This is a genomic window from Nitrobacter hamburgensis X14, from assembly GCF_000013885.1.
Lineage (GTDB): Bacteria > Pseudomonadota > Alphaproteobacteria > Rhizobiales > Xanthobacteraceae > Nitrobacter > Nitrobacter hamburgensis.
In genome coordinates this window covers 260,592-286,243 of the sequence record NC_007959.1, presented here as the reverse complement: position 1 = coordinate 286,243, position 25,652 = coordinate 260,592, and the positions used below count along the sequence as shown (strand labels likewise).

Genomic DNA, 25,652 nt, shown 5'->3' with positions numbered 1-25,652 from the left:
GTTCCTGAAATACTCAATCCGGCCAAATGCGGTCGGGAAACAACTCCTGCACGCTCGACGGCGGCTCAGCCGCCAGTGAATCTGCAGGCGCGGGCTCGGCCGCCTTGGTGGCGGTGGCGGCCGAGGGCGGCGTCTTGTGTGCCGCCGCCTTGTCAGCGGGGGCGGGCTCTGCAGCGGTCTTGGCCTGACGTACGCTGCTGGCGAGCTTATCTTTGATGCTGGTCATGCAAGGATCTCCTCTATGAGGCCTTCGATCTCCGCGACGGCACTTTGCCCGCGCGCGCCCAACTGGTATGCCGACACGCCCTCAAGCGCAGCGGTCTTGTAGATGCCGCGGCGACGCACCGGGGTGCGCAGCACTGGCAGGCCGAACTCGGCCAACGCCTCCTGCATCGCCGCCGACAGCGCGCTGCGCGCCTCGATCTGGTTCAGCAGCAGGTAAGCGCGCAGCCGGGGATTGAGTTGCCCGGCCTCATCGATGTCCTGCGGCAGCCGCAGGCTGGCCCACAGATCCACCGGCGATGGCAGCACCGGGATGACAGCCACGTCGCAGCTTTGTAGCGCCAGCGCCGCCGCACGGCTGTCGACCGCCGGCGGGCAGTCCAGCACGACGAAGGGGTAGGCGCGAAAGTCCCGCCGCAGATCGATCGCACCCGCGCCCACGCGTAACTGCTTGACCGTGGCGGGAAAGGATTGTGTGCCTGCCGCAGCCCATTGCGTGGCCGAGCCCTGCGGGTCCAGATCGACCACCACCGCCGGTGCGCGCCGCGCCAAGCCTGCGCCGAGATGCATGGCCACGGTGGTCTTGCCGGCGCCGCCTTTCTGGTTGATCACAGCGATGATCCGTGGGCCGCCCATAGCTCACTCCCCGCGCTCGGCTAGAGCGGCGATTCGCCGGGCGAACAGCTCGTCCTCGGCGCTGAGCGTGGCGTCGTCGGCCGCCCCCAAGGTGACGTTGACGTAGGTGGTGCCGAAGTTGATGTTCTGCGGATGGCGCCGCATCTCCTCGGACAGCAACGACAGCGCGTCAAGGAAGGCGCGGGTCTGTGCATATTGCGCAAACGCGAAGCGACGAAACAATGTGGGCGGCTTGTCGCGACGCTCCCAGCCTTGGAAATCATCAGTCATGGGTGTCCTACCCCGGTTCGATCTGGGTGACGACGTGGTCGAGATGCGCTCGCGCCTCCTGTAGAAAACCTTCGAACAGCGACGCGGTGTCCTTGCCGCGTAGCCTGCGCGTATACGTCAGCGTGTCTGCATAAATCTGCAGGGCCTCGACTCCGAGCCGTTGCTCGGCCCAGCCGCGCCGCGGGCAACCGCCCGCCGCAAGGTGTCATACCCAGCAGGATCTGCCGCTCCATCAAAGGCTCGGCATAACCCGATTGCTCCGCCCCGGCGCGTAGATTGCGCGCCAGCTCGGTATCTCCCGACCGGCGTGCGAGCACGCTCGGGCGAGATACTGCTGCACGCCGCCAACTCGTGGCTGAGCGCGCGCGTGTGCCCGCCCAGGATTCGCCGATCGACCGCCATAATACGTTCCGCGCCGGATCAGCTGCGAGTGGACGTGATCTCGGCGTCGCGACCGCCGCGACCGCCGCCGTTGACCTCAGGCTGGGTCGGCAGGATGCCTTCGACCTCGTTGTGCACCCGCGCGATGATGTGCGCGGCCACCAAGCCGTCGCCTACGCGCTCGCAGGCGTCAGCCCCGGCACGCACCGCCGCGTTGACCGCGCCGGTCTCGCCGCGCACCAACACGGTGACGTAGCCGCCACCGACGAATTGCCGGCCGATCAGCCGCACTTCCGAGGCCTTGGTCATCGCGTCGGCCGCTTCGATCGCGGGAACCAGCCCGCGGGTTTCAATCATGCCCAAGGCAATGCCGTTGACGTGTGCCATGTGGTTATCCTTCCAGTTGCTTGCAGTAGAAAAAAGCGGCGCTCAGGCGCTCGGCGCCTTGGGCAGGATGCCCTCGACCTCGCTGTGCACCCGCGCGATGATGTGCGCGGCCACCAAGCCGTCGCCCACGCGCTCGCAGGCGTCCGCCCCGGCACGCACCGCCGCGTTGACCGCGCCGGTCTCGCCGCGCACCAACACGGTGACGTAGCCGCCGCCGACGAATTGACGCGAGATCAAGCGCACTTCGGCGGCCTTGGTCATCGCGTCCGCCGCCTCGATCGCGGGAACCAGTCCGCGAGTTTCAATCATGCCCAGGGCAATACCACCCATTGCTTCAGCCATTTGGTTACTCCTTGTTGTCGAAAAAAAAGAATCTCAAGCCAGTTACTTCACTCTGACGCCCGCTGCGCGCGCGCCGTTTTGCTCCTTGCTCACCGCGTCGGTCACTCCTCCTCCCAACCATCGATGATGCCGCAGATAGTCAGGTCGGTGACCACTGTTCGATCAGGCATGGCCATACGTGCGGCGGTGCCCGCGGCGGTGAATACCCACTTGCCCGGCGGTACCCCAACCGGGTCGGTGGCCACCGAGATCTCTCCCTTCTGGCCCTTCAGAACGCGTAGCGAGGCCGAACTCATCCCCGGCACACGCCGGGTGCAGACCAGATCGTCGACCACGCGCCAGACTTGCATCACGCCCCCTCCGGATTCCAGTGGTCGATGATGCCGACAATGGTCAGATCGGACGGATAATCCCTGGCCCCAGCGGCATCGCGCGCCGCGGAGGACCCGACGCAAATAACCCAGTCTCCCGGGATGCAGCCCACGGCATCGACCGCAACGCTGCGCGCTCCGCCCGGTGTGTCCTGCACGACCAGCAGCGGACGGTGACCCATGGCATGGATGCGATTGGTCGACACGAGAGTGGTTTTCACACGCATGATTCTCATGATGCTTCCGTCCTCAATGATGGCCGCCAACGTCATCGGTGACAAAGGCGCAGCACTCGCCGCCGGTGCGGTCACTCACCGCAATCGCGCAATTGAGCAGGCCCGGCGCGACCAGATCGGAGTAACGCGCCTGGATGGCGTCGCGCACCCGCCGGCCGCGCGCAATCGCCCGCTCGCGGGCTTCGGGGATCCGCGCGTCGTATTCGAAGTGCACCAGTACCGGCACCGGCAGACCATGGGCGATGTTGAGCTTGCGGAAGATATTAATCCCCACGTCCATGTCGTTCGTACCTTCCTCAATGGTGTCGAGGTGAGCGAAATAAAACAGATTGCGCAATTGCAGCACCCGCACCGCTTCGCCGGCGACGATGCATTCCTCGTCGTGCCCGATGGTCGCATAGCGCCCGGTGTGGTGTTTGATGACGTATTCGATCTGCGACAGATTGGCCTCGGCCAGCGCCAGCACCAGGCGGCGCATGCCCTCGCGCATGCTGCCGTTGCCCTGGCCCCAGCCGCCCATGCCCTCGGCATCGGCGACGATCTCGGCGATGCGCGCCCGCGCCGCTTCGGGCGAAAGCCCAACCGTGTCGCGGTAGATCTGCGCGGTCTCGAAGTAGCGATGCGGGTTGACCTCGCCGAAGCCGTCGGGCAGGTGGATGCGTAGCGCATCCAGATCCGTGTCCACGCCGATAAGCAGCACGTCGGGCGCGGCGCCCGCGCCGAAAGTCCGGTCAATTGCCTCTCGCAACTCGTGCTGCAGGCGCTGCAGCGCCGCCTCGGTGGCTTGACGGTCGTTGCTGCCGTGAGCGGCGCAACCCTGGCCGTTGGGCGAGGAACTGCTGAAGTGATAGACGGCGATCTTGAGGTAGTTCAGGCGTTCGCCGTCGACCATCGCGCCCGACAGTCGCTCGACTTCGCGTTGCGCCCAGTCGGACACATCAACCTCGACATCGAACAGTGCGCCGGCATACGCCTTCACCCACACATTCGGCCCAGGCAAAATGCGCAGCACATAGGGGCTGACGCCCTGCAGCCGGCCGTCGGAACAGGGGCTGATGTCCACAGTGTGATAGCCGCAGGAACGCAGGAAGTTTTCATCGAGCGGCATGCGCTGGCGCCAGCCGGCCTGCTCGGCCTGCGCATTTTCGACGCACGACTTCAGGCTGCTGAATGTGCAGCGCGAATGCAGGGCTGACAAATCCAGCCCGCACACCCAGGCGTCCTCGAGTACCTGCGACGGCAGATCGAAACCGAGCTGCTCGCGGGCGTGCTGCTGCGCACGCTCGGTGAAGTTCTCGTCGTGCTGATACGTGGAGATACGCTTGAGTACGTCGACGATGCGTGTAAAGCGCGAGCGCACCTTCTGCTCGTAGTCGAACAACAGGCGATTGAGGTCGCGGTCGACCAGCGCATGCTCGCACCGCTGACCGCTGCCGATCATGCACGCCGGATGATCGGGCACGGCCGCCGCATCGAGCGCCATCGATGCCGAGGCAACCGGACTCGCCGCTCTTTGCAGGGCTTGAAGACGTTTGCGCGTGTCCATGTCCGCGATCCTCAGCCACGCGCCCCGCCGGAGACGGTCACCATGGCGCCGCCCCGGGCATTACCGGCCGAGCCGGTGATCACCGAGTCGGGCACTTCAGGCCGCTCGATGCTGCGAAACGCCATAGCGCTAACCCCGGTGCCACGCGGCTGGCCGCGCATCGACGGGTTGCGCGCCAGGCTGGACGAGCCCTCGGTGCCGGTGACACGGCTGTTTCCGTCCCAGGCGTCTCCCGAGACGCGCCGACCCTGCTGGCTGCCTTCGCCGCTCAAGCGGCGCGCGGCGGGGAGCGACTGCTCATTCTCGCGTGGGCGACGCGACTGGTCGCCGTGGCGGAATTCGGGCGTGCCGGTGATCAAGCCATCGGCCTTGTTGATCGGTCCGGTGATGCGCGAGCTACTCATGCCGCTGCCGGTGATGACATCGGCTTGCCGCTCCTCGCGAGCCTGCCGCGCCGGAATGCTGATACTGAAATCCCGGGGAGCGGGCGGGCGTCGATCCGTATCGCGCGTGCGGAAACGGTCGCTCATCGCACATTGCCCGGATGCAATATTGTCCAGCCCGAGATAGGGCGTTCCCGAAACCGGCTCACAAGCTCCGCGCTCGTCGCCGGTGACTTGCGCTCCGCCCGCACCCGGCCGGTCGCCGGTGACGATGGTGGCCGGGATCACCGCACTGTCGCGCACCCGCGCAGCCTGCTGCTGGCGCTGCGGCGCCTCGCAGAACGCGGCGTACTGGCCCTGGCCGATGTACGGAGTGCCGCTGATCGGCGAACACGCGCCGGCCTCGTTGCCGGTGACGTGGTCTGCACGTCCCGCGGCGATGCCCGTGACCGTCTGGCCGTTCAGCGTGGTGTCTATCACGACCTTGCTCACCGGAGAAACGCTAGGCGCCGTCGGACAGACCGCGGCCAACTGGCGGGTGCCAATGTAGTCCGTGCCGGTGACGGGTTCGCACCCGTATGACTCGTCACCGGAGGATTTTGGGCTTGGAGCGACCTCCGAGCCAGTCACGGTCCGACCGCGCAGCGTCTGCATCTCGGCCACTTTCTGAGGGCCGGGCCTCTTGCACAGCCCGGCGAAATCGGCGGTGGTGTAGTACTGGCTGCCAGTGATGCTACGGCAGGAGCCGACTTCGTTGCCGGTCACCTTGCCCGACCGATCAACCGCGGTACCCGAGACGGTCTGCTCGTCGCGGGTGGACATCACGCTGACCTTTCGCGGGCCGCCCGGCGGCGCGGTCCGGCAAAAATCCCGGAACTGCTCGACAGTATGATATTCAGTGCCGGTGATCGGGCGGCAGCTCCCGGCCTCGTCGCCGGTCTGCCGCTCACTGCGACCCACCACCGTGCCGGTCACGGGCTTGCCCGCAGCCGTGTGGGTGACCGCCACCTTGGGTGGCGCGTCATCGGGCTCGGCCTGACTGTAACGCGTGCCGGTAATGGCACGGTCGGCGCCGTGCTCGACCCCGGTGACGCGGCGCGGACGGTCGACCAGCGCGCCGGTGACGGTTTGGCCCTTGTCGGTACGGGTGAGCGCCACCTTCCCCAGCGGCGCGGACGGCCGCGTCGAACAGAACTGCTCAAAGCGCTCGCTCGAGAGATATTCGGTACCGGTCACGGGACGACATGCGCCATGCTCATCGCCGGTGGTCTTGGTGGAGCGGCCCAGCGCGGTGCCGGTGATGCGCTGCTCGCGCAGCGTATTGCTGACGGCAACCTTCGGCGCAGCCGGCTCCGGCCGGGTGCCGCAGAGGGTCTGGAACTGCTCGAAACCAATATACTCGGTGCCTGTGATCGCGCGGCAGGAGCCCGACTCATTGCCGGTCACCTTGGAGATGCGCTCGACCTGAGTGCCAGTGACGGTTTGCCCCGACAGGGTATGCCCCTGCTCGACCTTGGCCGGTGCCTCGACCACGTTCCGCGCGCGCACCCGACCAGTCGGGCGAGTGCTGGCGCCGGAAGTCTTGTCGACCCGGCCCGCCAGCGCCTGCACCAGCCGGCGCTGCATAGCGACCTGACGGCCGGTTGCGCCTTTGAGCATGGCACTCTGCCAGTCCTGGCCCGGCATCGATGCGGCGATCCGCGTGGCCTGGGCGACGCGCTTGAGGCCCGTTTTGCCATCCTGATTCAGTGCAGCGCGGCGCATCTTGGCCAGCGCGCGGCCGGTAGCGACCTCTTGTACGTTCAGCGCGGCGCGCTCCACCGCCGGCGCGCCGATTTGCGCCGCCTCCTTGCGCTGCGCGCCGCCGGTGCTGCAGCCGCATTGCCCGCCGCAACCGCAGCCGCCATCAGAGCCACGCACCTCGGCCGGCACCGCCCGGCCGGGGCGCAGATGCGCCGCGGGGCGGGTTGCGGTGCCGTGCCCGGCATTTTGCAACGCCGCCCGACCTGTAGTGGACAGCGCCTGCCGCCGGGATCGCGCCGCAGACTTCGACGCCACCGGGGCGAGCGTAGACGCCGTGCGTGCCGCCGACGCCACCGCCGATGCGGCTGGAACACCCCCGTGATGGGCGCTCGCGATCTGCGCCGCATTCAGTTGCAGGCGGCCGGCCGCGGAGCGCTTGTCGGTTTGCGCGGCCTGGATGACGCGGCCCTTGCCGTGACGCGCCATGGCCTGCCGGCGCTGGAGCGCCAGCTCGCGGCCGGATAGGGTTGCAGTAGCATGACCGGGTGTGGCGTTTGTCATACGAACCTCAGCACAAAGAACTCGATGAAGGGTACGGCGCCGATGCGCCGCGCCGCGTTCAAATCAGGGGCGCCGAATCGAGTCGGGTTCCAGCGCCCACCTCATCAGCGATACACCACAAACGCCATGCCCTGACTCTGGGAGTAGTTGTCGTATGCGAGGAAACGCACCAGCTGATCCGGGAACTCGCGGTGGCAAGCCTCGATCTCAGCCATCACGGCATCGACGGACTGCTCGCCGAACAGTGGCAGTTTCCACATATACCAGTAGCTCGTCTTTGCGGACGTGCCCTTTTCGGTGTGCTCGACCGCCGGATTCCAACCCTGGGCGATGGCGTAGGCGATCTGACGGCGCACCTGATCGGGCGTCATCGGCGGCAGATAGGAGAAGGTCTCGTACTTTTTCATCGAGCGATAGGCTTGAACGGCCATGACTGTGTCCTTTCGAAACGGTTGTGCTGGGCGGCGGCGCGGGCCCGTAGGCACGGCCGACCACAGCCGGCAGCGATTACTTGTTGGCGATGGCGAGCTGGTCCACGGCCTCGAACTCGAACTTGATCTCTTTCCACGTTTCCATGGCGATCTTCAGTTCGGGCGAGTGGGCGGCGGCAGCGGTGAGGATATCCTTGCCTTCCTTCTCCAGCTGACGGCCTTCGGCACGGGCCTGGACGCAGGCTTCAAGCGCCACACGGTTGGCGTGCGCACCGGCGGCGTTGCCCCAGGGGTGGCCCAGTGTGCCGCCGCCGAACTGCAGTACCGAGTCGTCACCGAAGATGGTGACCAGCGCAGGCATGTGCCAGACGTGGATCCCGCCAGACGCCACGGCGAAGCAGCCGGGCATCGAGCCCCAGTCCTGGTCGAAGAAGATGCCGCGCGAGCGGTCTTCGGGCACAAAGGATTCACGCAGCAGGTCGATCCAGCCCAGGGTGGAGGCGCGATCGCCCTCGAGCTTGCCCACCACGGTGCCGGTGTGCAGATGGTCGCCGCCCGACAGACGCAGGATCTTGGTCAGCACGCGAAAGTGGATGCCATGGTGCGGGTTGCGGTCGATCACGGCGTGCATGGCGCGGTGGATGTGCAGCAATATACCGTTGTCGCGGCACCAGTTCGCCAGGCCGGCGTTGGCGCAAAGGCCCCCTGCGAGGTAATCGTGCATGATGATAGGGGCGCCGATTTCCTTGGCATGCTCGGCGCGCTTGTACATCTCCTCGGGCGTCGGCGCTGTCACGTTGAGATAGTGACCCTTCCGCTCGCCGGTTTCCTGTTCGGCCTTCTGGACAGCCTCCATCACAAAATCAAAACGGTCGCGCCAGCGCATGAACGGCTGGCTGTTGATGTTCTCATCGTCCTTGGTGAAGTCCAGACCACCCCGCAGAGCTTCGTAGCAGGCGCGACCGTAGTTCTTTGCGGACAGGCCGAGCTTGGGCTTGATGGTGCAGCCCAGCATCGGACGGCCGTATTTGTTGAGCCTGTCGCGCTCGACCTGGATGCCGTGCGGCGGGCCGCCGCAGGTCTTCACGTAAGCGATGGGGAAGCGCAGATCCTCCAGCCGCAGCGCCCGGACGGCCTTGAACCCGAACACGTTGCCCACCAGAGAGGTGAACACGTTGACCACCGAACCTTCCTCAAAAAGGTCGATGGGATAGGCAATGAAAGCGTAATAGCACGTATCGTCGCCCGGCACGTCCTCGAGGCGGTAGGCGCGTCCCTTGTAGTAATCGAGGTCGGTCAGCAGGTCGGTCCACACCGTGGTCCAGGTGCCGCAGGACGACTCGGCGGCCACCGCCGCCGCCGCCTCTTCGCGATCCACCCCGGGCTGCGGCGTGATCTTGAAACAGGCCAAGATATCGGTGTCGAGAGGCACGTAATCCGGCTGCCAGTAGCTTTGCCGATACTGCGTGACGCCGGCCTGGTACGTTTTGACTGCCATATTCGAGGACTCCTTCATGCGCGCTTTTGCGGTAAGCGAACGACGGGCGAGGACCTACCGCGATACGGAGGCCATCCCCCACTCGGCCCGGGGATGACGTTCGTGCATTTCAGCACAGCCCGTCGATTCACGAGCCGTGATAAAGGAGTATCGGTATAAACGCGAATTGTTATTTTTGATTAAATGCATTAGACCTGCTTATGTATCAACCATGTACCTAACACTCAGACAGCTCCAGATCTTCGACGCGGTGGTGCGTCAGCAGAGCTTTACGCGCGCAGCTGACGCGCTGCACCTGACCCAGCCGGCGGTCTCGATGCAGATGCGGCACCTAGAAGAGCAGATCGGCGTGCCGCTGTTCGACCACGTCGGAAAGCAGATCCAGCCGACCGACGCCGGTCGCGAGTTGCATCGCCACGCCACGCTCATCAGCGCCAAGATGCGCGACCTCAAGTCTGCGATGGAGGAGTTCCGTGGCATCCATCGCGGGGAACTCGACCTCACTGTGGCCAGCACGGCCAACTACTTCATGCCCAAGCTGATTGCAGCGTTCTGCGCCTGCCACGCCAAGGTGCAGGTGCGGCTGCAGGTGTCCAACCAGACACACATCCTCGAGATGCTCTCGGCGTCGAACCAGGATCTGGCCATCATGGGGCAACCGCGAGAGGATGCCGAGCTCGTCGCGCGCGGGTTCCTCGACAACCCGCTGGTGGTCATCGCCTCGCCCGCGCATCCCCTGGCCAAAAGCCGGCAGATTCCACTGGAGCAACTGGGTCGCCAGCGCTTCATTACCCGCGAGCCTGGCTCGGGCACGCGCAATGCGGCAGAGCGGCATTTTTCGCGTCACGGCGTAGAATTTCATTCGGTGATGGAGATGAGCAGCAACGAGGCCATCAAGCAGGCAGTCGATGCCGGGCTGGGGTTGGGCATTCTGTCGCTGCACACCCTAGAGCTGGAGCTGGCGATGCGCCGCCTGGTCACCCTCGACGTGGAGGGCTTTCCGATCGTGCGGCAATGGTTCGTCGTGCACCGTAAGGGTAAGCGGCTGTCGGCGGTGGCGCAGTCCTTCTTGGCGTTCCTCACCCAGCAGGCGCGCCCGCTGGCCTCGCCCAAGCATCCGCAGCCCGCCCCGCTCACGCCATGAACTTGACCGGGCGGCCGACCTGGATGTCGCTGACGAAAATCACCCCTGAGTGGGCATCGAAAAACGGCTGAAAGCCGTCGAGCAGCGGATCGACCAGGCTTTGCGGCACGGCGGCGATGATCATGATGAGGACGTCATCCTCGTTGAACATCAGGTGCCCTCCGTACAAGCCGTGGCTGCCCTTGCCCGACAGATTGCCAACGATGGTGTAACCCTTGACTCCGGCGCGATCGAGCAAGTCGGTGACGAATTCCTTGTGCGCGCCCTCGAGAATGAACTCCAGCTTTTTCAGCGGATGCAGTTTGATCGCGTTCATGCGGCGTGTTCCTCTTCGGCAGGAGCGACCAGAGGCGGACGCTCCTCCCACTGGCCATTGTTGAAGACGAAAGGCTTGTAGCCCTGGGTGGGGTCGATGACGATGGCGCGGATCCAGCCGCCGAGCACCAGGCTCTTGACCTTGACCACGCTTTGCAGCGCACGGCCGGCGAAGTCCAGCGGCGCCTCGATCAGCGCGATCATGCGCATCGGCTCGTGATAGGGCTGGCCCTCGCGCATCACCGTCTGCGCCGGCAGGCCGGTGCGCAGATCGCTCAGACTGCCCGTCATCACGCCGAAGCGCCCGGCCACATTGTGATAGGCCTTGCTGCCGCTGCCCAGACGGGCATTGTCCACGGTGGAGAAGAAGTATTCGAGGTTGATCCACTGGCCCACCACCACCGGCGCCGCCAGCAGGTTTTCCAGCAAGCGCCCCTTGGGGTCGCAGCGCCAGTCGTACGACATCAGGAAGGGGCGCCCCTGCAGATCGGCACGCTCTGAAAGCGAGCGCCGGCCGATGATGCCGTACACGTTCTTCGACAACCCCCACTCGGGCCGTACCTGCGCCCAGTCCACCGCCAGGCGGTGTGCCAGGCGCCAGGCCTGCGCCGGCTCGATCGCCCGCGCCTGCGGCAGCAGCTTGGGCATGCGCTCGGCCGCGGCTAGCCTGGACGCGGCGCGCAGGCCGTTGCGCAGACGATCCAGATAGACCAGGTGGCGCGGCGGCAGCAGAACGAGGTCGGACAGCTCGATGGCGTCGGTGGTGGTGTTGTGCAGCGCCGGCAGGAACCAGGTGTCATCGGGAATGTCGATGCCCATGCCACGCAGCCGCTCGCGCACCGCGGTCTTGTTGGCCATCTGCGCCAGCACCCGGGCGTTGACCAGGCCACTGGCGCCGCCGCAGGCGCCGCAGTCCAGCGCCGATTCGTACGGGTTGTTCTCGGTCTGCCCGCTGTGGCCGACGATGAGCACGAAGCGCGAGAAGGTCTTGGTCAGCCCGATCATGGTCAACGCCGTGTGCACGTAGTTGACCTGCTCGTCGAGCGAGTAGCCGATGCGTCCCAGCCGCACGAGCTGATAGCTGGCGTAATCGGCATCGACGCGGTAGACCTCGCGCAGCTTGTCGATGAATTCGGCCTCCTGCTTGTCCGAGACGCCAAAGGTCCTTTGCAGCCGCGTCGGCCCCTCGCGGTGGCGCAAGGCAGTTTCGCGCAGTTCGCGGATCATGTCGTCATCCACCCGCTCGCGCTCGATATGCAGCTCGGCATGCAGCGCCTTGACGATCATCGCGCGCTGCAGGGTGCGGATGATGGAGTCGGCCTGCTCGCGGGTGAGCTTGTCCACCAACAGGCGGGTGACGGGTTTGTCGGCATCGATGCGGTTGCGCCAGCGGCTGTAGCCCAGCGGCGCCAGGGTCTTGCCGAACAGGTCCAGCCCGAACAGCATGCCCACCGCCTCCACCGTGACATAGGGTGAGAGCACCGAGCTCTTGAGATCGTGCAGCACATGGCCGAGGGTGCTGAGCAGGTCGTCCTCTTCAGGATCGAGCTCGGCGGGCAGCTCCAGCACCAGGTTCTTGGGCGTGACCACCGCCGGACAAAAATGGCTCTCGCTGCCCTTGCCGTAGCCGAGGAAGCCTACGGGCACGCCGAAGAATCCGGCAATGCCGAAGGTCTGGTAATCGCCCACCCGCTCCAGGTGGCGGCGGATGGGCTCGGCGCGCACGTCGATGCAGAACCAGGCCTGGGCGAACGGCCGCTTGCCGGCCGCAAGATCCTGCGGCACCTGCACCTGCGCGAGCAGCTGGTCGATGGCCTGCGCCTCCATCGCCAGCGTCCAGACCATGCCCTCTTGCCGCGCAAACTCCTGCAGCCCCTGGATCAGTCCCGCGATATCCTCGGGCGAGAGCACCTCGAGCGCCGCGGTCGCGTCCGCCGCGGCGGCCAGTTCGCGCAAGGCGGCGGCCTGATCCTGTCCCTGGCGGGCTTGCCACAATGGCCAGTAGCGTTGCAGCAGAGCCTCGCAGCGTTTGCTGCCGCCGCGCGACAAGGTGTCGTCGATGCGCTGCGCCCAATCGGGCAACACCTCGCCGCTGTGCAGCGCGTTGCGCAGCAGGCATTCCGCACCGCGTTCGTGCAGCAAGGCGTCGAGCTGCTCGCGCCGCACCGGCGTACGGCGATGGCGCGCGCTTTCCTGCAGCAGCGCCAGTCCCACCACCAAGCGAACGGCCAGAAGATCGACGACCTCGGCCGGATAGCGCTGCGCCCAGTAGTAATGCTTGGCGGACGAACGCCAGCGCACAAAGCCGGTCCAGCCGTACAGCCGGGTGAGCTCGCGGGTGAAGTAGGCCGACCAGGCGTCGGGGTCGATGCCCATCTCCTCCATGACGTGCACCACCGCGCTTTCGGGGTCTTGCACCCGACCGAGGGTGCGGCGCACGTGCAGCCTGCGCAGGAACATGCGCGCATTGCGCTGCGCGATTTCGCTCCAGGCGGCAAACAGGCCGCGCTCGCGCCCGGGCATGCGCCAGGAGGACTGGTCTTCGTCAAAAAAATCCAGGTAACTCTTGATCACCAGCTCGTCGAGCTCGTCGGCCAGGCGGGTGCCCCACAGGGCATCGACCGCCTCGGGCAGCGTCAGTCCGTGCAGGCGCTGCTCGAGCGCGGGCAGCAGCACGGCTACGTCCACCGCCTGCGCGGACGGCGGCTGGCCGTGCAGCGCAGCGTGGACGTCCGGCGCCCGCACGCCCGGCACCACCACATCGCGGTCGTGCGCCGACTGCATCAGCGCCTGCAGCCAGCGCGGCCAGTCGATGCCCGGCACGGCGGGCAGTGCCTGAGCGCGGCGCGCGATCTCCTCGGCGAGGGTATCCTGCCGCACCTTGCCCTCGCGCTGCCAGCGCTGATAGTCGCTGCGCGGCAGGAACATGCGCGCGTGGAACAGCTCCGCGCCGCGGCGCACCGCCTGCTCGAAAGGCATGTGCTCGAGGCCGTACAGCGGGTTGCGGCTGATGAAGGTGCGCATCGGCCAGGAAAACGGCACCGGCTCACCCGCCACGTAGGCGGTCGAGCGCACCCGCAGACGCCGCCCGAGGTTCAATGCATCCACCATGACCATCCTCCGATCGAACCCAGCACTGCGGCAACGGCAGCGAGCATCAGCCACAGGGCGGTGCCGCTGCGCGACAGGTCAACCGTGCCCACTGCGCGCGGCCATTCGTCTCCGAACAGGGCATGCTGCCACAGCACCGCGGCCGCCCAGCTCCACAGCAACCACACCGCGAGCACCACAGCCGCCAGACCAGCGGAAATCTGCTGCAGCACCGCGAGCATGGCGAAGAACCCCGGGAACGGCGGCGCCGCCATGGCCGCGAGCAGCGCCACCACAAACACGCCGGTCAGGCGCGGCCAGGCCGGGCCGATGCGTCCGCGCAGCCCGAGATACGCCCCTCCGAGGCGGCGGCTCAGGCTGCAGCCGAGAATCATCAGCACCGCAGCGGGAATTGTCACCGCCAGGGCCACGAGCACGAGGGCCTCACCGCTCATGCCATGCAGCCAGGCCAGCCACACCAGCGGCCAGGCCGAGGTGGCCTGCAGCCGCGCCCAAATGAACACCTCCCGCACCGCGAGCAGCCGCCATGCATAGAGCAGCGCGGTGAACGCCGCGAGGACCTGCAGCGCTGTAGCCAGCGGCGCGGGTGGCGCGGTCGTCTGAGCGAGCAGCAGTGCTCCCGCTGCAGGCAGAGCCAGCAGCGCCGGGACGCGCAGCCACAGGGGCAGCACCTGGAGCGCGGCGTTGGCCAACAGGCTCAAGGGAAACAGCGGCAGTAGGATCAAAGCAAGGAGCAGTGCGATCATGGCGGTTCAGACCCAACGCAGCCAGATATTCACCCGCTTGGCCGCGGTCAGCACGCCGCGCCCCAGTTGGGTGTAAACGTCGGACACGTAGAACTCTCGCGAAAACAGGGTGTAGAGATTGAGGTAGATGGCATTCCACAGCGTGCCGGGCTTCCCCTCGAGTTCGAGCGACTGGGCATAAAAAGTCACCAGCCAGACGCCCGCCAGCACCACGGTGAGGAACACCACCAGCATGTCGAAAGCCAGGACGTTGATGCCCGCCGCGGCATAGATGGCGTCGCGCAGCACCGGGTCTGGGTAGAGGAAGGTCTCGAACGCATGCGCGATCAGAGTGTAGCCCACCACCACGATGAAGAAGGACAGGAGGATCATGGTCAGCGAGCGCCAGGGGTTCTCGCTGGGCAGCTTGTGAATGGAGAAGAACACCTGCGCGCCGGTGACCCAGCCGAAGAACAGCAGCAGCACCGCGCCCTGCTTGTGGAAAAAGTCCGCCGCCACCAGCCAGTGCGACAGACCCAGCACCAGCGCCGGCACCAGCACGGTGATGAGCGCGGCCAGCAGCCAGGGCACCTTCACCGCGCGCAGCGGACGGCGCTCGACCACAAAGGTGTAGATGTCGTCGGGCGGCACGCCATCGTCGCGGCGGGTGTCGCCGATCACATTGCCCGAGTTGAGAAACAGCGTAGCTTTGAACAGCCCGTGTGCGATGAGGTGATAGACGGCGAGCGAAAATGCGCCCAGCCCGCATTCCATGATCATGAAGCCCATCTGCCCCATGGTGGAATAGCCCAAGGATTTTTTGACATCGTTCTGCGTCAGCATCAGCGCCGAGCCGATCAGCGCCGTCACCACCCCGACGACGAAGGCCAGGTGCAGCACGTCGGGCGCGTGGATAAACACCGGAGCGAAGCGGTTGAATAAAAATCCCCCGGCGTTGACGATGCCCGCATGCATCAGCGCCGACACCGGCGTGGGGCCGTCCATGGTGTAAGGCAGCCAAGTATGCAACAGGAACTGCGCCGAGCGGGCAAACGCCGCCAGCGCCAGCAGCAGCGCCGCCAGCGGCACCACCGCCATCCCTCCGAGTTGCACGCCCGGATCGGCGCTGATCCGCGCGAACAGCTCCGGCAACTGCGCCGTGCCATAGCCATGCCACAACAACAGCGCCGCGCCCACCAGCGGTAGATCGCCCACGCGACAGGTCAGGAACGTCCAGAAGGCATAGCGGCCGCTGGCCTTGCGACTGGTGTCGAAGCCCAGCAGAAAGAACAGCAGCACCCCGATCAGGAACCAGGCGACCAGCAGCGTGAGCAGATCGGCGGCGGTGACCATCAGCAGGATCACGGCCGTCATCAGGTCCAGCAGGGCGAAAAACCGCGCGTAGCCAGGCTCGTCGGCCATGTAGCGCACCGAGTAGACATGCACCACCAGGCTGATAGCCGCCACCAGCACCGCCATCGCCACGGCAAGATGGTCGAGCAGCAGAGCCGCTGGCCCGAACTGCGCCAGCGCTACCTCGGTCTGTGGCGCCCGTAGCACCGCGACCAGCAACGCCAGTGCGACCGCGCAGGTTGCAATGAGCATCGCCACGCTGACGCGCCCCGCCCGGGCCGGACGGCCGGCTCCGGCCAGCGGGGCGACGATCGCCGATAGCGCCGGCAGCGCCGGCAACACCACGAGACACCAAGAGACCCACTGGTCCACGGTACAGACTCCTCGCTCGATCGGGATGGCACAATGCGGAAGGGGCTAGGGTCCGCCAGACCCGGCTGGCCGAACCGTCACATGATAAGAGAGGAATTAAATAAGGAAAAATTTGATTTGTTTATTCAACCCATAAGGCGAGATGATATACCCTTGGCGACGGCCACTTTGCAAATCGTTTTCACCCAAGAGATCTTCCATGAATACATACGTCGGACTCGATCAGGACAGGCACGGCATCACCCAGCTCGGCATCCGGGCTACTGAGACCCTTCCCCAATTGATCAACGTTGCCTATGGCGCTTGATCGATTGCGTGGCGATTTTTACAGCCTCAACTTAAGCCCGTATCCGCATGGCCCGGCTTCGTAGACGACATGCCATTCGCCGAAGGCGAGATTGGTGGTGACGAGGATGGAGGTGCGCTCGTAGAGTCGGCTGACGAGGTGGAACAACAACTGGCCGCCGGATTGAGCGAACGGCAAGTAGCCGAGTTCTTCGAGGACGAGGAAGTCCAGCCGGGTCAAATGCTCGGCGATGCGACCTTGCCGCCGTTGCGGGTCTCGGTCTCCAGCCGGTTGACGAGATCGACGACGTTGTAGAACCGACCACGAGCGCCTGACCGAATGCAACTGCGAGCAATGGCGATGGCAAGATGGGTTTTGCCGGTGCCGGTACCGCTGACCAGGACGGCATTGCGTTGCTGGGCGATGAAGCCGCCGCCGGCGAGATCATTGACTAGGGTTTGATTGATGGCAGTGCCCTCGAACTGGAAGTCGTCGAGATCCTTGGCAAGTGGCCGCTTGGTGATGGTGAGCTGGTACTTGATCGAGCGGGCCTGCTTCTCATTGATCTCGGCGTTGAGAGGTCGCCGACAATGCGTTGGGGTTCGTGTTGACGCTTGACGGCAGCCGCCATGATCTCGTCGAAGGCGGCCTTCATGCCGTATCGGCGGTGGCGCAGTCCTTCTTGGCGTTCCTCACCCAGCAGGCGCGCCCGCTGGCCTCGCCCAAGCATCCGCAGCCCGCCCCGCTCACGCCATGAACTTGACCGGGCGGCCGACCTGGATGTCGCTGACGAAAATCACCCCTGAGTGGGCATCGAAAAACGGCTGAAAGCCGTCGAGCAGCGGATCGACCAGGCTTTGCGGCACGGCGGCGATGATCATGATGAGGACGTCATCCTCGTTGAACATCAGGTGCCCTCCGTACAAGCCGTGGCTGCCCTTGCCCGACAGATTGCCAACGATGGTGTAACCCTTGACTCCGGCGCGATCGAGCAAGTCGGTGACGAATTCCTTGTGCGCGCCCTCGAGAATGAACTCCAGCTTTTTCAGCGGATGCAGTTTGATCGCGTTCATGCGGCGTGTTCCTCTTCGGCAGGAGCGACCAGAGGCGGACGCTCCTCCCACTGGCCATTGTTGAAGACGAAAGGCTTGTAGCCCTGGGTGGGGTCGATGACGATGGCGCGGATCCAGCCGCCGAGCACCAGGCTCTTGACCTTGACCACGCTTTGCAGCGCACGGCCGGCGAAGTCCAGCGGCGCCTCGATCAGCGCGATCATGCGCATCGGCTCGTGATAGGGCTGGCCCTCGCGCATCACCGTCTGCGCCGGCAGGCCGGTGCGCAGATCGCTCAGACTGCCCGTCATCACGCCGAAGCGCCCGGCCACATTGTGATAGGCCTTGCTGCCGCTGCCCAGACGGGCATTGTCCACGGTGGAGAAGAAGTGTTCGAGGTTGATCCACTGGCCCACCACCACCGCCGCCGCCAGCAGGTTTTCCAGCAAGCGCCCCTTGGGGTCGCAGCGCCAGTCGTACGACATCAGGAAGGGGCGCCCCTGCAGATCGGCACGCTCTGAAAGCGAGCGCCGGCCGATGATGCCGTACACGTTCTTCGACAACCCCCACTCGGGCCGTACCTGCGCCCAGTCCACCGCCAGGCGGTGTGCCAGGCGCCAGGCCTGCGCCGGCTCGATCGCCCGCGCCTGCGGCAGCAGCTTGGGCATGCGCTCGGCCGCGGCTAGCCTGGACGCGGCGCGCAGGCCGTTGCGCAGACGATCCAGATAGACCAGGTGGCGCGGCGGCAGCAGAACGAGGTCGGACAGCTCGATGGCGTCGGTGGTGGTGTTGTGCAGCGCCGGCAGGAACCAGGTGTCATCGGGAATGTCGATGCCCATGCCACGCAGCCGCTCGCGCACCGCGGTCTTGTTGGCCATCTGCGCCAGCACCCGGGCGTTGACCAGGCCACTGGCGCCGCCGCAGGCGCCGCAGTCCAGCGCCGATTCGTACGGGTTGTTCTCGGTCTGCCCGCTGTGGCCGACGATGAGCACGAAGCGCGAGAAGGTCTTGGTCAGCCCGATCATGGTCAACGCCGTGTGCACGTAGTTGACCTGCTCGTCGAGCGAGTAGCCGATGCGTCCCAGCCGCACGAGCTGATAGCTGGCGTAATCGGCATCGACGCGGTAGACCTCGCGCAGCTTGTCGATGAATTCGGCCTCCTGCTTGTCCGAGACGCCAAAGGTCCTTTGCAGCCGCGTCGGCCCCTCGCGGTGGCGCAAGGCAGTTTCGCGCAGTTCGCGGATCATGTCGTCATCCACCCGCTCGCGCTCGATATGCAGCTCGGCATGCAGCGCCTTGACGATCATCGCGCGCTGCAGGGTGCGGATGATGGAGTCGGCCTGCTCGCGGGTGAGCTTGTCCACCAACAGGCGGGTGACGGGTTTGTCGGCATCGATGCGGTTGCGCCAGCGGCTGTAGCCCAGCGGCGCCAGGGTCTTGCCGAACAGGTCCAGCCCGAACAGCATGCCCACCGCCTCCACCGTGACATAGGGTGAGAGCACCGAGCTCTTGAGATCGTGCAGCACATGGCCGAGGGTGCTGAGCAGGTCGTCCTCTTCAGGATCGAGCTCGGCGGGCAGCTCCAGCACCAGGTTCTTGGGCGTGACCACCGCCGGACAAAAATGGCTCTCGCTGCCCTTGCCGTAGCCGAGGAAGCCTACGGGCACGCCGAAGAATCCGGCAATGCCGAAGGTCTGGTAATCGCCCACCCGCTCCAGGTGGCGGCGGATGGGCTCGGCGCGCACGTCGATGCAGAACCAGGCCTGGGCGAACGGCCGCTTGCCGGCCGCAAGATCCTGCGGCACCTGCACCTGCGCGAGCAGCTGGTCGATGGCCTGCGCCTCCATCGCCAGCGTCCAGACCATGCCCTCTTGCCGCGCAAACTCCTGCAGCCCCTGGATCAGTCCCGCGATATCCTCGGGCGAGAGCACCTCGAGCGCCGCGGTCGCGTCCGCCGCGGCGGCCAGTTCGCGCAAGGCGGCGGCCTGATCCTGTCCCTGGCGGGCTTGCCACAATGGCCAGTAGCGTTGCAGCAGAGCCTCGCAGCGTTTGCTGCCGCCGCGCGACAAGGTGTCGTCGATGCGCTGCGCCCAATCGGGCAACACCTCGCCGCTGTGCAGCGCGTTGCGCAGCAGGCATTCCGCACCGCGTTCGTGCAGCAAGGCGTCGAGCTGCTCGCGCCGCACCGGCGTACGGCGATGGCGCGCGCTTTCCTGCAGCAGCGCCAGTCCCACCACCAAGCGAACGGCCAGAAGATCGACGACCTCGGCCGGATAGCGCTGCGCCCAGTAGTAATGCTTGGCGGACGAACGCCAGCGCACAAAGCCGGTCCAGCCGTGCAGCCGGGTGAGCTCGCGGGTGAAGTAGGCCGACCAGGCGTCGGGGTCGATGCCCATCTCCTCCATGACGTGCACCACCGCGCTTTCGGGGTCTTGCACCCGACCGAGGGTGCGGCGCACGTGCAGCCCGCGCAGGAACATGCGCGCATTGCGCCGCGCGATTTCGCTCCAGGCGGCAAACAGGCCGCGCTCGCGCCCGGGCATGCGCCAGGAGGACTGGTCTTCGTCAAAAAAATCCAGGTAACTCTTGATCACCAGCTCGTCGAGCTCGTCGGCCAGGCGGGTGCCCCACAGGGCATCGACCGCCTCGGGCAGCGTCAGTCCGTGCAGGCGCTGCTCGAGCGCGGGCAGCAGCACGGCCACGTCCACCGCCTGCGCGGACGGCGGCTGGCCGTGCAGCGCAGCGTGGACGTCCGGCGCCCGCACGCCCGGCACCACCACATCGCGGTCGTGCGCCGACTGCATCAGCGCCTGCAGCCAGCGCGGCCAGTCGATGCCCGGCACGGCGGGCAGTGCCTGAGCGCGGCGCGCGATCTCCTCGGCGAGGGTATCCTGCCGCACCTTGCCCTCGCGCTGCCAGCGCTGATAGTCGCTGCGCGGCAGGAACATGCGCGCGTGGAACAGCTCCGCGCCGCGGCGCACCGCCTGCTCGAAAGGCATGTGCTCGAGGCCGTACAGCGGGTTGTGGTGAATGAAAGTGCGCATCGGCCAGAAAAACGGCACCGGCTCACCCGCCACGTAGGCGGTCGAGCGCACCCGCAGACGCCGCCCGAGGTTCAATGCATCCACCATGACCATCCTCCGATCGAACCCAGCACTGCGGCAACGGCAGCGAGCATCAGCCACAGGGCGGTGCCGCTGCGCGACAGGTCAACCGTGCCCACTGCGCGCGGCCATTCGTCTCCGAACAGGGCATGCTGCCACAGCACCGCGGCCGCCCAGCTCCACAGCAACCACACCGCGAGCACCACAGCCGCCAGACCAGCGGAAATCTGCTGCAGCACCGCGAGCATGGCGAAGAACCCCGGGAACGGCGGCGCCGCCATGGCCGCGAGCAGCGCCACCACAAACACGCCGGTCAGGCGCGGCCAGGCCGGGCCGATGCGTCCGCGCAGCCCGAGATACGCCCCTCCGAGGCGGCGGCTCAGGCTGCAGCCGAGAATCATCAGCACCGCAGCGGGAATTGTCACCGCCAGGGCCACGAGCACGAGGGCCTCACCGCTCATGCCATGCAGCCAGGCCAGCCACACCAGCGGCCAGGCCGAGGTGGCCTGCAGCCGCGCCCAAATGAACACCTCCCGCACCGCGAGCAGCCGCCATGCATAGAGCAGCGCGGTGAACGCCGCGAGGACCTGCAGCGCTGTAGCCAGCGGCGCGGGTGGCGCGGTCGTCTGAGCGAGCAGCAGTGCTCCCGCTGCAGGCAGAGCCAGCAGCGCCGGGACGCGCAGCCACAGGGGCAGCACCTGGAGCGCGGCGTTGGCCAACAGGCTCAAGGGAAACAGCGGCAGTAGGATCAAAGCAAGGAGCAGTGCGATCATGGCGGTTCAGACCCAACGCAGCCAGATATTCACCCGCTTGGCCGCGGTCAGCACGCCGCGCCCCAGTTGGGTGTAAACGTCGGACACGTAGAACTCTCGCGAAAACAGGGTGTAGAGATTGAGGTAGATGGCATTCCACAGCGTGCCGGGCTTCCCCTCGAGTTCGAGCGACTGGGCATAAAAAGTCACCAGCCAGGCGCCCGCCAGCACCACGGTGAGGAACACCACCAGCATGTCGAAAGCCAGGACGTTGATGCCCGCCGCGGCATAGATGGCGTCGCGCAGCACCGGGTCTGGGTAGAGGAAGGTCTCGAACGCATGCGCGATCAGAGTGTAGCCCACCACCACGATGAAGAAGGACAGGAGGATCATGGTCAGCGAGCGCCAGGGGTTCTCGCTGGGCAGCTTGTGAATGGAGAAGAACACCTGCGCGCCGGTGACCCAGCCGAAGAACAGCAGCAGCACCGCGCCCTGCTTGTGGAAAAAGTCCGCCGCCACCAGCCAGTGCGACAGACCCAGCACCAGCGCCGGCACCAGCACGGTGATGAGCGCGGCCAGCAGCCAGGGCACCTTCACCGCGCGCAGCGGACGGCGCTCGACCACAAAGGTGTAGATGTCGTCGGGCGGCACGCCATCGTCGCGGCGGGTGTCGCCGATCACATTGCCCGAGTTGAGAAACAGCGTAGCTTTGAACAGCCCGTGTGCGATGAGGTGATAGACGGCGAGCGAAAATGCGCCCAGCCCGCATTCCATGATCATGAAGCCCATCTGCCCCATGGTGGAATAGCCCAAGGATTTTTTGACATCGTTCTGCGTCAGCATCAGCGCCGAGCCGATCAGCGCCGTCACCACCCCGACGACGAAGGCCAGGTGCAGCACGTCGGGCGCGTGGATAAACACCGGAGCGAAGCGGTTGAATAAAAATCCCCCGGCGTTGACGATGCCCGCATGCATCAGCGCCGACACCGGCGTGGGGCCGTCCATGGTGTAAGGCAGCCAAGTATGCAACAGGAACTGCGCCGAGCGGGCAAACGCCGCCAGCGCCAGCAGCAGCGCCGCCAGCGGCACCACCGCCATCCCTCCGAGTTGCACGCCCGGATCGGCGCTGATCCGCGCGAACAGCTCCGGCAACTGCGCCGTGCCATAGCCATGCCACAACAACAGCGCCGCGCCCACCAGCGGTAGATCGCCCACGCGACAGGTCAGGAACGTCCAGAAGGCATAGCGGCCGCTGGCCTTGCGACTGGTGTCGAAGCCCAGCAGAAAGAACAGCAGCACCCCGATCAGGAACCAGGCGACCAGCAGCGTGAGCAGATCGGCGGCGGTGACCATCAGCAGGATCACGGCCGTCATCAGGTCCAGCAGGGCGAAAAACCGCGCGTAGCCAGGCTCGTCGGCCATGTAGCGCACCGAGTAGACATGCACCACCAGGCTGATAGCCGCCACCAGCACCGCCATCGCCACGGCAAGATGGTCGAGCAGCAGAGCCGCTGGCCCGAACTGCGCCAGCGCTACCTCGGTCTGTGGCGCCCGTAGCACCGCGACCAGCAACGCCAGTGCGACCGCGCAGGTTGCAATGAGCATCGCCACGCTGACGCGCCCCGCCCGGGCCGGACGGCCGGCTCCGGCCAGCGGGGCGACGATCGCCGATAGCGCCGGCAGCGCCGGCAACACCACGAGACACCAAGAGACCCACTGGTCCACGGTACAGACTCCTCGCTCGATCGGGATGGCACAATGCGGAAGGGGCTAGGGTCCGCCAGACCCGGCTGGCCGGAGCCGGCCGGCCGCAATACCATAAAGAATCCATTGAATAAGCAGAGATTTGATTTGCTTATTCAACCCATAAGGCGAGATGATATACCCTTGGCGACGGCCGCTCTGCAAATCGTTTTCACCCAAGAGATCTTCCATGAATACATACGTCGGACTCGATCAGGACAGGCACGGCATCACCCAGCTCGGACGCATCGTGCTCGATGCGCGCGTGTTCGGTCTCATTCCCGAGACGCAAGACTGCGCGGGTTGGAGCATTGGCCAGATGCAGGTGCTAAAGAACACGGTGGAGCAGCACTGGGATCAGTACGGCAACCTGCCCAGCGCGCTGCCGCCGGAGCTGGCCGAGCGCCACAACCGCGTCTATGCCGAGGCCATCACCCGCGCCAAGGCGCGTGGCTGGGACCCCGAGCTGTCGGAGGAGGAATAGCCGCGCCGACAGCGGTCGGGTTAATGCCCGGTCTTTGCGCGCTCGGGTCACGGTGCCAACACCGCTTGGGTGAGTGCGCGCACTGCTGCGCAGTTCGTAGTATGCGTCGGCAGCAGCGCGTGCCACGCCTGCGGGCAAGCAGTCCAGCACCTCGGCCATGCCGAGCAGGACGGTATTGCCAGATCGGCGGTGAGCTTGCGGGTAGCCGGCGGCGTGCGCAAGCACCAGGAACTGCACGACGAATTCCACATCGACCATGCCGAACAAACCGCTGCGGTTGGGGTGGCCTCAACCACCTTCTGCCGCATCGCGAGGATTTCGGCAGCGCCACAACGTCGCGCCGGGTGGTGAGCACGGCCACGTGAATGGCCTCAAAACGCGCGCCGATAGCCAGATCTCCGGCGCAGTAGCGGGTGCGGGTGACGGCGACACTGAGTGTTCGATCGTTTGCACGGAAGTAATCCGCGACGTCCGCTAGACTGATGCATCCATTACCGCGTCTGTCGTCGGATAGCCTCCGCTCTCGCCCGGGATGAACGGAGCGTACTGACCGTTTGCGCCACGGGCCTCAAGCGTCGTCGGATCCTGGCAAGCTAGTGTTTCTGTGAGAATAGTGGCGAAGTAGCCATGTCTCCATTTGCAATCGCGATGCCGCCATGTCTTGGACGTCAGGGCGGATATGTGAAAACTGATAACGCTTAAAATCTCACGGCAGATTAGTTTGCGCTGAGATTGATTTTAATAGGCCCGTCGTTTTCTAGAGTGCAGTATTTGCAATCGGCTTGAACGAATCTTTGATTGCCAGTTCCGCAATGGTTGCATTGACGAAATCCGGCTTCAGGCGCTCCATGGCGCTTAGACGGTTTAATTTCGAACTCAAAATCGTGCAGTTTCGGATCTAGAAAGGGCAGGAGCTGGGCGTCGGGCAAGAAGATATCGACATCGTGGCCTTTCTCGATGATCAATCTGAACCATCATGGCGGTCCCACCGCCAAACGACCAGGAACCCACAATAATCTATTCGGAATTGACCTGACGGATCAACGAGCAGGCAATACGAAAAAGGCGTGCCCAGTCTGATCCGCCCGCACTCACGCGGCGAGCGGGTAAAACTTACCCGAAAATTCGGCGAACGTCTTGGCGGCAATAACCAACTCTACGTCACTGATGTGAAACGCGCAGGCAAATTCTTTCTGCAGTTCCGGAGCGACCTCACCGAAGAGCGCCGACATCTGTCCCGGCGCCGCCTTTGCAGCCGCTGGATGCGTTAGGCAATAGGCAAGCGCCTGCGCGTCCAGCTTTTTGCTGTACGGCGCATTTACGGTTATCAAAACCGAGGCGGGAAACATACCTGTTCTCACTGTTTTTGGCGGCCATGCCGCAATCTTCGCCCTTTAACCTTTAAGATGGCGCAGCGCGCGCCCGATGCGCGCGATGCGCCGCGGCTCGCAGGACTCGATCAACAACACCGGCCAGCAGCTCGTGCGCCGTCAGCTCAACATCCAGCCGACACTCACCATCCGCCAGGGCTTCCCGGTGCGCGTGATCGTCAAGCGCTTCATAGACATTCCTGGCATTGGCCCCATTACAGCATTGTCTTTTTATGCGGCAGTTGACAATCCGCAGCGGTTCCAGAAATCCTCGGACGTGGCCGCATACTTCGGCTTGACGCCCCGGCAGTTCCAGTCGGGGGAGACGAACTTCATGGGCAGAATATCCCGGCGCGGTGATCCGGCAACTCGCCGTGTCCTCGTGATAGCAGCAACAGTCTTGCTCTCAGGCACACAACAATGGAACAGCCTGAAAGCTTGGGGCGTACGTCTGGCGAAACGTATTGGCTTCTCCAAAGCCCGCATCGCCGTCGCACGGAAACTGGCGACGATCATGCACAAGATGTGGCTGAACAACGATCGCTTCCGGCCGAAGAATCTGAGCCCTCAGGAACGCATCAAGCTCAAACAGGAGTTGATTGCCGTTGCCTCGAAATCCGGACGGGTCGCCACGGCGGCCGTCTGAACGAAAACCCCGGTGAGTCTGAAGCCGGGGGTCTTGCAGCAAGACGGCAGATGGGTGAGCGACGTTCGGTCGGGTGGCTGGTTGACCGGGATCTTCCCGACCAACGCTGAAGCCGCGGCTCCTATTGGTCCCACCTGTTTGTTCTTATTGAACATCATAATGTAGCCGCTGCGATCGGAAGAAGGCAG

25 protein-coding genes and 1 pseudogene are annotated in these 25,652 nt (G+C 65.4%); 5 read left to right on the top strand and 21 right to left on the bottom strand.

Annotated features, from left to right (window positions below):
• Positions 1-13 precede the first annotated feature (13 nt).
• From NHAM_RS22185 to NHAM_RS22135, 11 genes are all read right to left on the bottom strand, one after another.
• A complete protein-coding gene (locus NHAM_RS22185) occupies positions 14-226 on the bottom strand; it encodes a hypothetical protein (RefSeq protein WP_011504805.1) in 213 nt (70 codons plus the stop codon).
• Positions 223-858, bottom strand: a complete 636-nt coding sequence (parA, locus tag NHAM_RS22180) for a ParA family partition ATPase (RefSeq protein WP_011504806.1) — start codon at positions 856-858, stop codon at positions 223-225. Before parA ends, NHAM_RS22185 begins: the two co-directional genes overlap by 4 nt.
• 3 nt (positions 859-861) lie before the next feature.
• On the bottom strand, positions 862-1,128 hold the full coding sequence (locus tag NHAM_RS22175; RefSeq protein WP_011504807.1) for a 4a-hydroxytetrahydrobiopterin dehydratase: 267 nt from the start codon (positions 1,126-1,128) through the stop codon (positions 862-864).
• A gap of 420 nt (positions 1,129-1,548) precedes the next feature.
• Positions 1,549-1,896 (bottom strand): BMC domain-containing protein, encoded by a 348-nt coding sequence (locus tag NHAM_RS22170; protein ID WP_011504808.1) that lies wholly within the window; start codon positions 1,894-1,896, stop codon positions 1,549-1,551.
• A 42-nt stretch (positions 1,897-1,938) separates the two neighbouring features.
• Positions 1,939-2,238 (bottom strand): BMC domain-containing protein, encoded by a 300-nt coding sequence (locus NHAM_RS22165; protein WP_011504809.1) that lies wholly within the window; start codon positions 2,236-2,238, stop codon positions 1,939-1,941.
• Between the two features lie 101 nt (positions 2,239-2,339).
• Positions 2,340-2,588 carry a carboxysome peptide B gene (locus NHAM_RS22160; RefSeq protein WP_011504810.1) on the bottom strand — a complete coding sequence of 83 codons (249 nt, stop codon included), beginning with the start codon at positions 2,586-2,588 and terminating at the stop codon, positions 2,340-2,342.
• Entirely contained in the window at positions 2,588-2,845 is a 258-nt protein-coding gene (locus NHAM_RS22155; RefSeq protein ID WP_011504811.1) for a carboxysome peptide A, read from the bottom strand. The genes NHAM_RS22160 and NHAM_RS22155 overlap by 1 nt, the downstream gene beginning before the upstream one ends.
• Positions 2,846-2,858: 13 nt before the next feature.
• Entirely contained in the window at positions 2,859-4,391 is a 1,533-nt protein-coding gene (locus NHAM_RS22150; RefSeq protein WP_011504812.1) for a carboxysome shell carbonic anhydrase, read from the bottom strand.
• Between the two features lie 11 nt (positions 4,392-4,402).
• Positions 4,403-7,078, bottom strand: a complete 2,676-nt coding sequence (locus tag NHAM_RS22145; RefSeq protein WP_011504813.1) for a CsoS2 family carboxysome shell protein — start codon at positions 7,076-7,078, stop codon at positions 4,403-4,405.
• A 104-nt stretch (positions 7,079-7,182) separates the two neighbouring features.
• Positions 7,183-7,509 carry a ribulose bisphosphate carboxylase small subunit gene (locus NHAM_RS22140; RefSeq protein ID WP_011504814.1) on the bottom strand — a complete coding sequence of 109 codons (327 nt, stop codon included), beginning with the start codon at positions 7,507-7,509 and terminating at the stop codon, positions 7,183-7,185.
• A gap of 76 nt (positions 7,510-7,585) precedes the next feature.
• Entirely contained in the window at positions 7,586-9,007 is a 1,422-nt protein-coding gene (locus NHAM_RS22135) for a form I ribulose bisphosphate carboxylase large subunit (protein ID WP_011504815.1), read from the bottom strand.
• Positions 9,008-9,218: 211 nt separating this feature from the next.
• Between NHAM_RS22135 and NHAM_RS22130 the strand changes: the two genes are divergently transcribed.
• The gene (locus NHAM_RS22130) at positions 9,219-10,151 is read left to right on the top strand and encodes a LysR family transcriptional regulator (RefSeq protein ID WP_011504816.1); all 933 of its coding nucleotides are present in this window, start codon (positions 9,219-9,221) and stop codon (positions 10,149-10,151) included.
• Here the strand turns inward: NHAM_RS22130 and NHAM_RS22125 are convergent.
• The 5 genes and pseudogenes from NHAM_RS22125 to NHAM_RS22105 all read right to left on the bottom strand — a co-directional run.
• On the bottom strand, positions 10,141-10,467 hold the full coding sequence (locus NHAM_RS22125) for a P-II family nitrogen regulator (protein ID WP_011504817.1): 327 nt from the start codon (positions 10,465-10,467) through the stop codon (positions 10,141-10,143). The genes NHAM_RS22130 and NHAM_RS22125 overlap by 11 nt on opposite strands.
• Entirely contained in the window at positions 10,464-13,577 is a 3,114-nt protein-coding gene (locus NHAM_RS22120) for a DUF2309 domain-containing protein (protein WP_041359586.1), read from the bottom strand. Before NHAM_RS22120 ends, NHAM_RS22125 begins: the two co-directional genes overlap by 4 nt.
• Positions 13,562-14,323, bottom strand: a complete 762-nt coding sequence (locus NHAM_RS22115; RefSeq protein WP_011504819.1) for a hypothetical protein — start codon at positions 14,321-14,323, stop codon at positions 13,562-13,564. The genes NHAM_RS22120 and NHAM_RS22115 overlap by 16 nt, the downstream gene beginning before the upstream one ends.
• A 6-nt stretch (positions 14,324-14,329) precedes the next feature.
• Complete coding sequence (locus NHAM_RS22110) at positions 14,330-16,027, bottom strand: proton-conducting transporter membrane subunit (protein WP_011504820.1); 1,698 nt, start codon at positions 16,025-16,027, stop codon at positions 14,330-14,332.
• 367 nt (positions 16,028-16,394) lie between these two features.
• Positions 16,395-16,968, bottom strand: a pseudogene (locus NHAM_RS22105) (ATP-binding protein); the annotation flags it as partial.
• On the opposite strand from NHAM_RS22105, the gene NHAM_RS27800 reads away from it, so the two are divergent.
• Complete coding sequence (locus NHAM_RS27800; protein ID WP_198137070.1) at positions 16,918-17,070, top strand: hypothetical protein; 153 nt, start codon at positions 16,918-16,920, stop codon at positions 17,068-17,070. The pseudogene NHAM_RS22105 and the gene NHAM_RS27800 sit on opposite strands and share 51 nt — an antisense overlap.
• Here the strand turns inward: NHAM_RS27800 and NHAM_RS22100 are convergent.
• The 4 genes from NHAM_RS22100 to NHAM_RS22085 are packed head-to-tail and all read right to left on the bottom strand — an operon-like array spanning position 17,060 to position 22,946.
• Positions 17,060-17,386 carry a P-II family nitrogen regulator gene (locus NHAM_RS22100; protein ID WP_011504817.1) on the bottom strand — a complete coding sequence of 109 codons (327 nt, stop codon included), beginning with the start codon at positions 17,384-17,386 and terminating at the stop codon, positions 17,060-17,062. The genes NHAM_RS27800 and NHAM_RS22100 overlap by 11 nt on opposite strands.
• Positions 17,383-20,496 (bottom strand): DUF2309 domain-containing protein, encoded by a 3,114-nt coding sequence (locus tag NHAM_RS22095; protein WP_041359583.1) that lies wholly within the window; start codon positions 20,494-20,496, stop codon positions 17,383-17,385. The genes NHAM_RS22100 and NHAM_RS22095 overlap by 4 nt, the downstream gene beginning before the upstream one ends.
• Positions 20,481-21,242 (bottom strand): hypothetical protein, encoded by a 762-nt coding sequence (locus tag NHAM_RS22090; RefSeq protein ID WP_011504819.1) that lies wholly within the window; start codon positions 21,240-21,242, stop codon positions 20,481-20,483. Before NHAM_RS22090 ends, NHAM_RS22095 begins: the two co-directional genes overlap by 16 nt.
• 6 nt (positions 21,243-21,248) lie before the next feature.
• Positions 21,249-22,946: a proton-conducting transporter membrane subunit gene (locus tag NHAM_RS22085; protein WP_011504822.1), complete on the bottom strand. Its 1,698-nt coding sequence runs from the start codon at positions 22,944-22,946 to the stop codon at positions 21,249-21,251.
• Positions 22,947-23,154: 208 nt separating this feature from the next.
• Between NHAM_RS22085 and NHAM_RS22080 the strand changes: the two genes are divergently transcribed.
• Together NHAM_RS22080 and NHAM_RS27795 are read left to right on the top strand one after the other, a co-directional pair.
• Positions 23,155-23,448, top strand: coding sequence for a hypothetical protein (locus NHAM_RS22080; RefSeq protein ID WP_011504823.1), 294 nt, complete (start codon positions 23,155-23,157; stop codon positions 23,446-23,448).
• A gap of 69 nt (positions 23,449-23,517) precedes the next feature.
• Positions 23,518-23,799, top strand: coding sequence for a hypothetical protein (locus NHAM_RS27795; protein ID WP_041359492.1), 282 nt, complete (start codon positions 23,518-23,520; stop codon positions 23,797-23,799).
• Between the two features lie 740 nt (positions 23,800-24,539).
• Here the strand turns inward: NHAM_RS27795 and NHAM_RS22070 are convergent.
• On the bottom strand, positions 24,540-24,797 hold the full coding sequence (locus NHAM_RS22070; RefSeq protein WP_041359490.1) for a hypothetical protein: 258 nt from the start codon (positions 24,795-24,797) through the stop codon (positions 24,540-24,542).
• Positions 24,798-24,873: 76 nt separating this feature from the next.
• On the opposite strand from NHAM_RS22070, the gene NHAM_RS24305 reads away from it, so the two are divergent.
• The gene (locus tag NHAM_RS24305; protein WP_049769477.1) at positions 24,874-25,464 is read left to right on the top strand and encodes an IS110 family transposase; all 591 of its coding nucleotides are present in this window, start codon (positions 24,874-24,876) and stop codon (positions 25,462-25,464) included.
• Positions 25,465-25,652: the final 188 nt, after the last annotated feature.

Coding starts and splice junctions, on each gene's coding strand:
- NHAM_RS22175 (WP_011504807.1), bottom strand. CDS start 1,128: ATGACTGATGATTTCCAAGGCTGGGAGCGTCGCGACAAGCCGCCCACA.
- NHAM_RS22140 (WP_011504814.1), bottom strand. CDS start 7,509: ATGGCCGTTCAAGCCTATCGCTCGATGAAAAAGTACGAGACCTTCTCC.
- NHAM_RS22095 (WP_041359583.1), bottom strand. CDS start 20,496: ATGGTGGATGCATTGAACCTCGGGCGGCGTCTGCGGGTGCGCTCGACC.
- NHAM_RS22160 (WP_011504810.1), bottom strand. CDS start 2,588: ATGCAAGTCTGGCGCGTGGTCGACGATCTGGTCTGCACCCGGCGTGTG.
- NHAM_RS22125 (WP_011504817.1), bottom strand. CDS start 10,467: ATGAACGCGATCAAACTGCATCCGCTGAAAAAGCTGGAGTTCATTCTC.
- NHAM_RS22150 (WP_011504812.1), bottom strand. CDS start 4,391: ATGGACACGCGCAAACGTCTTCAAGCCCTGCAAAGAGCGGCGAGTCCG.
- NHAM_RS22165 (WP_011504809.1), bottom strand. CDS start 2,238: ATGGCTGAAGCAATGGGTGGTATTGCCCTGGGCATGATTGAAACTCGC.
- NHAM_RS22130 (WP_011504816.1), top strand. CDS start 9,219: ATGTACCTAACACTCAGACAGCTCCAGATCTTCGACGCGGTGGTGCGT.
- NHAM_RS22090 (WP_011504819.1), bottom strand. CDS start 21,242: ATGATCGCACTGCTCCTTGCTTTGATCCTACTGCCGCTGTTTCCCTTG.
- NHAM_RS22070 (WP_041359490.1), bottom strand. CDS start 24,797: ATGTTTCCCGCCTCGGTTTTGATAACCGTAAATGCGCCGTACAGCAAA.
- NHAM_RS22100 (WP_011504817.1), bottom strand. CDS start 17,386: ATGAACGCGATCAAACTGCATCCGCTGAAAAAGCTGGAGTTCATTCTC.
- NHAM_RS22170 (WP_011504808.1), bottom strand. CDS start 1,896: ATGGCACACGTCAACGGCATTGCCTTGGGCATGATTGAAACCCGCGGG.
- NHAM_RS22155 (WP_011504811.1), bottom strand. CDS start 2,845: ATGAGAATCATGCGTGTGAAAACCACTCTCGTGTCGACCAATCGCATC.
- NHAM_RS22080 (WP_011504823.1), top strand. CDS start 23,155: ATGAATACATACGTCGGACTCGATCAGGACAGGCACGGCATCACCCAG.
- NHAM_RS24305 (WP_049769477.1), top strand. CDS start 24,874: ATGCGCGCGATGCGCCGCGGCTCGCAGGACTCGATCAACAACACCGGC.
- NHAM_RS22120 (WP_041359586.1), bottom strand. CDS start 13,577: ATGGTGGATGCATTGAACCTCGGGCGGCGTCTGCGGGTGCGCTCGACC.
- NHAM_RS22135 (WP_011504815.1), bottom strand. CDS start 9,007: ATGGCAGTCAAAACGTACCAGGCCGGCGTCACGCAGTATCGGCAAAGC.
- parA (WP_011504806.1), bottom strand. CDS start 858: ATGGGCGGCCCACGGATCATCGCTGTGATCAACCAGAAAGGCGGCGCC.
- NHAM_RS22115 (WP_011504819.1), bottom strand. CDS start 14,323: ATGATCGCACTGCTCCTTGCTTTGATCCTACTGCCGCTGTTTCCCTTG.
- NHAM_RS22185 (WP_011504805.1), bottom strand. CDS start 226: ATGACCAGCATCAAAGATAAGCTCGCCAGCAGCGTACGTCAGGCCAAG.
- NHAM_RS22145 (WP_011504813.1), bottom strand. CDS start 7,078: ATGACAAACGCCACACCCGGTCATGCTACTGCAACCCTATCCGGCCGC.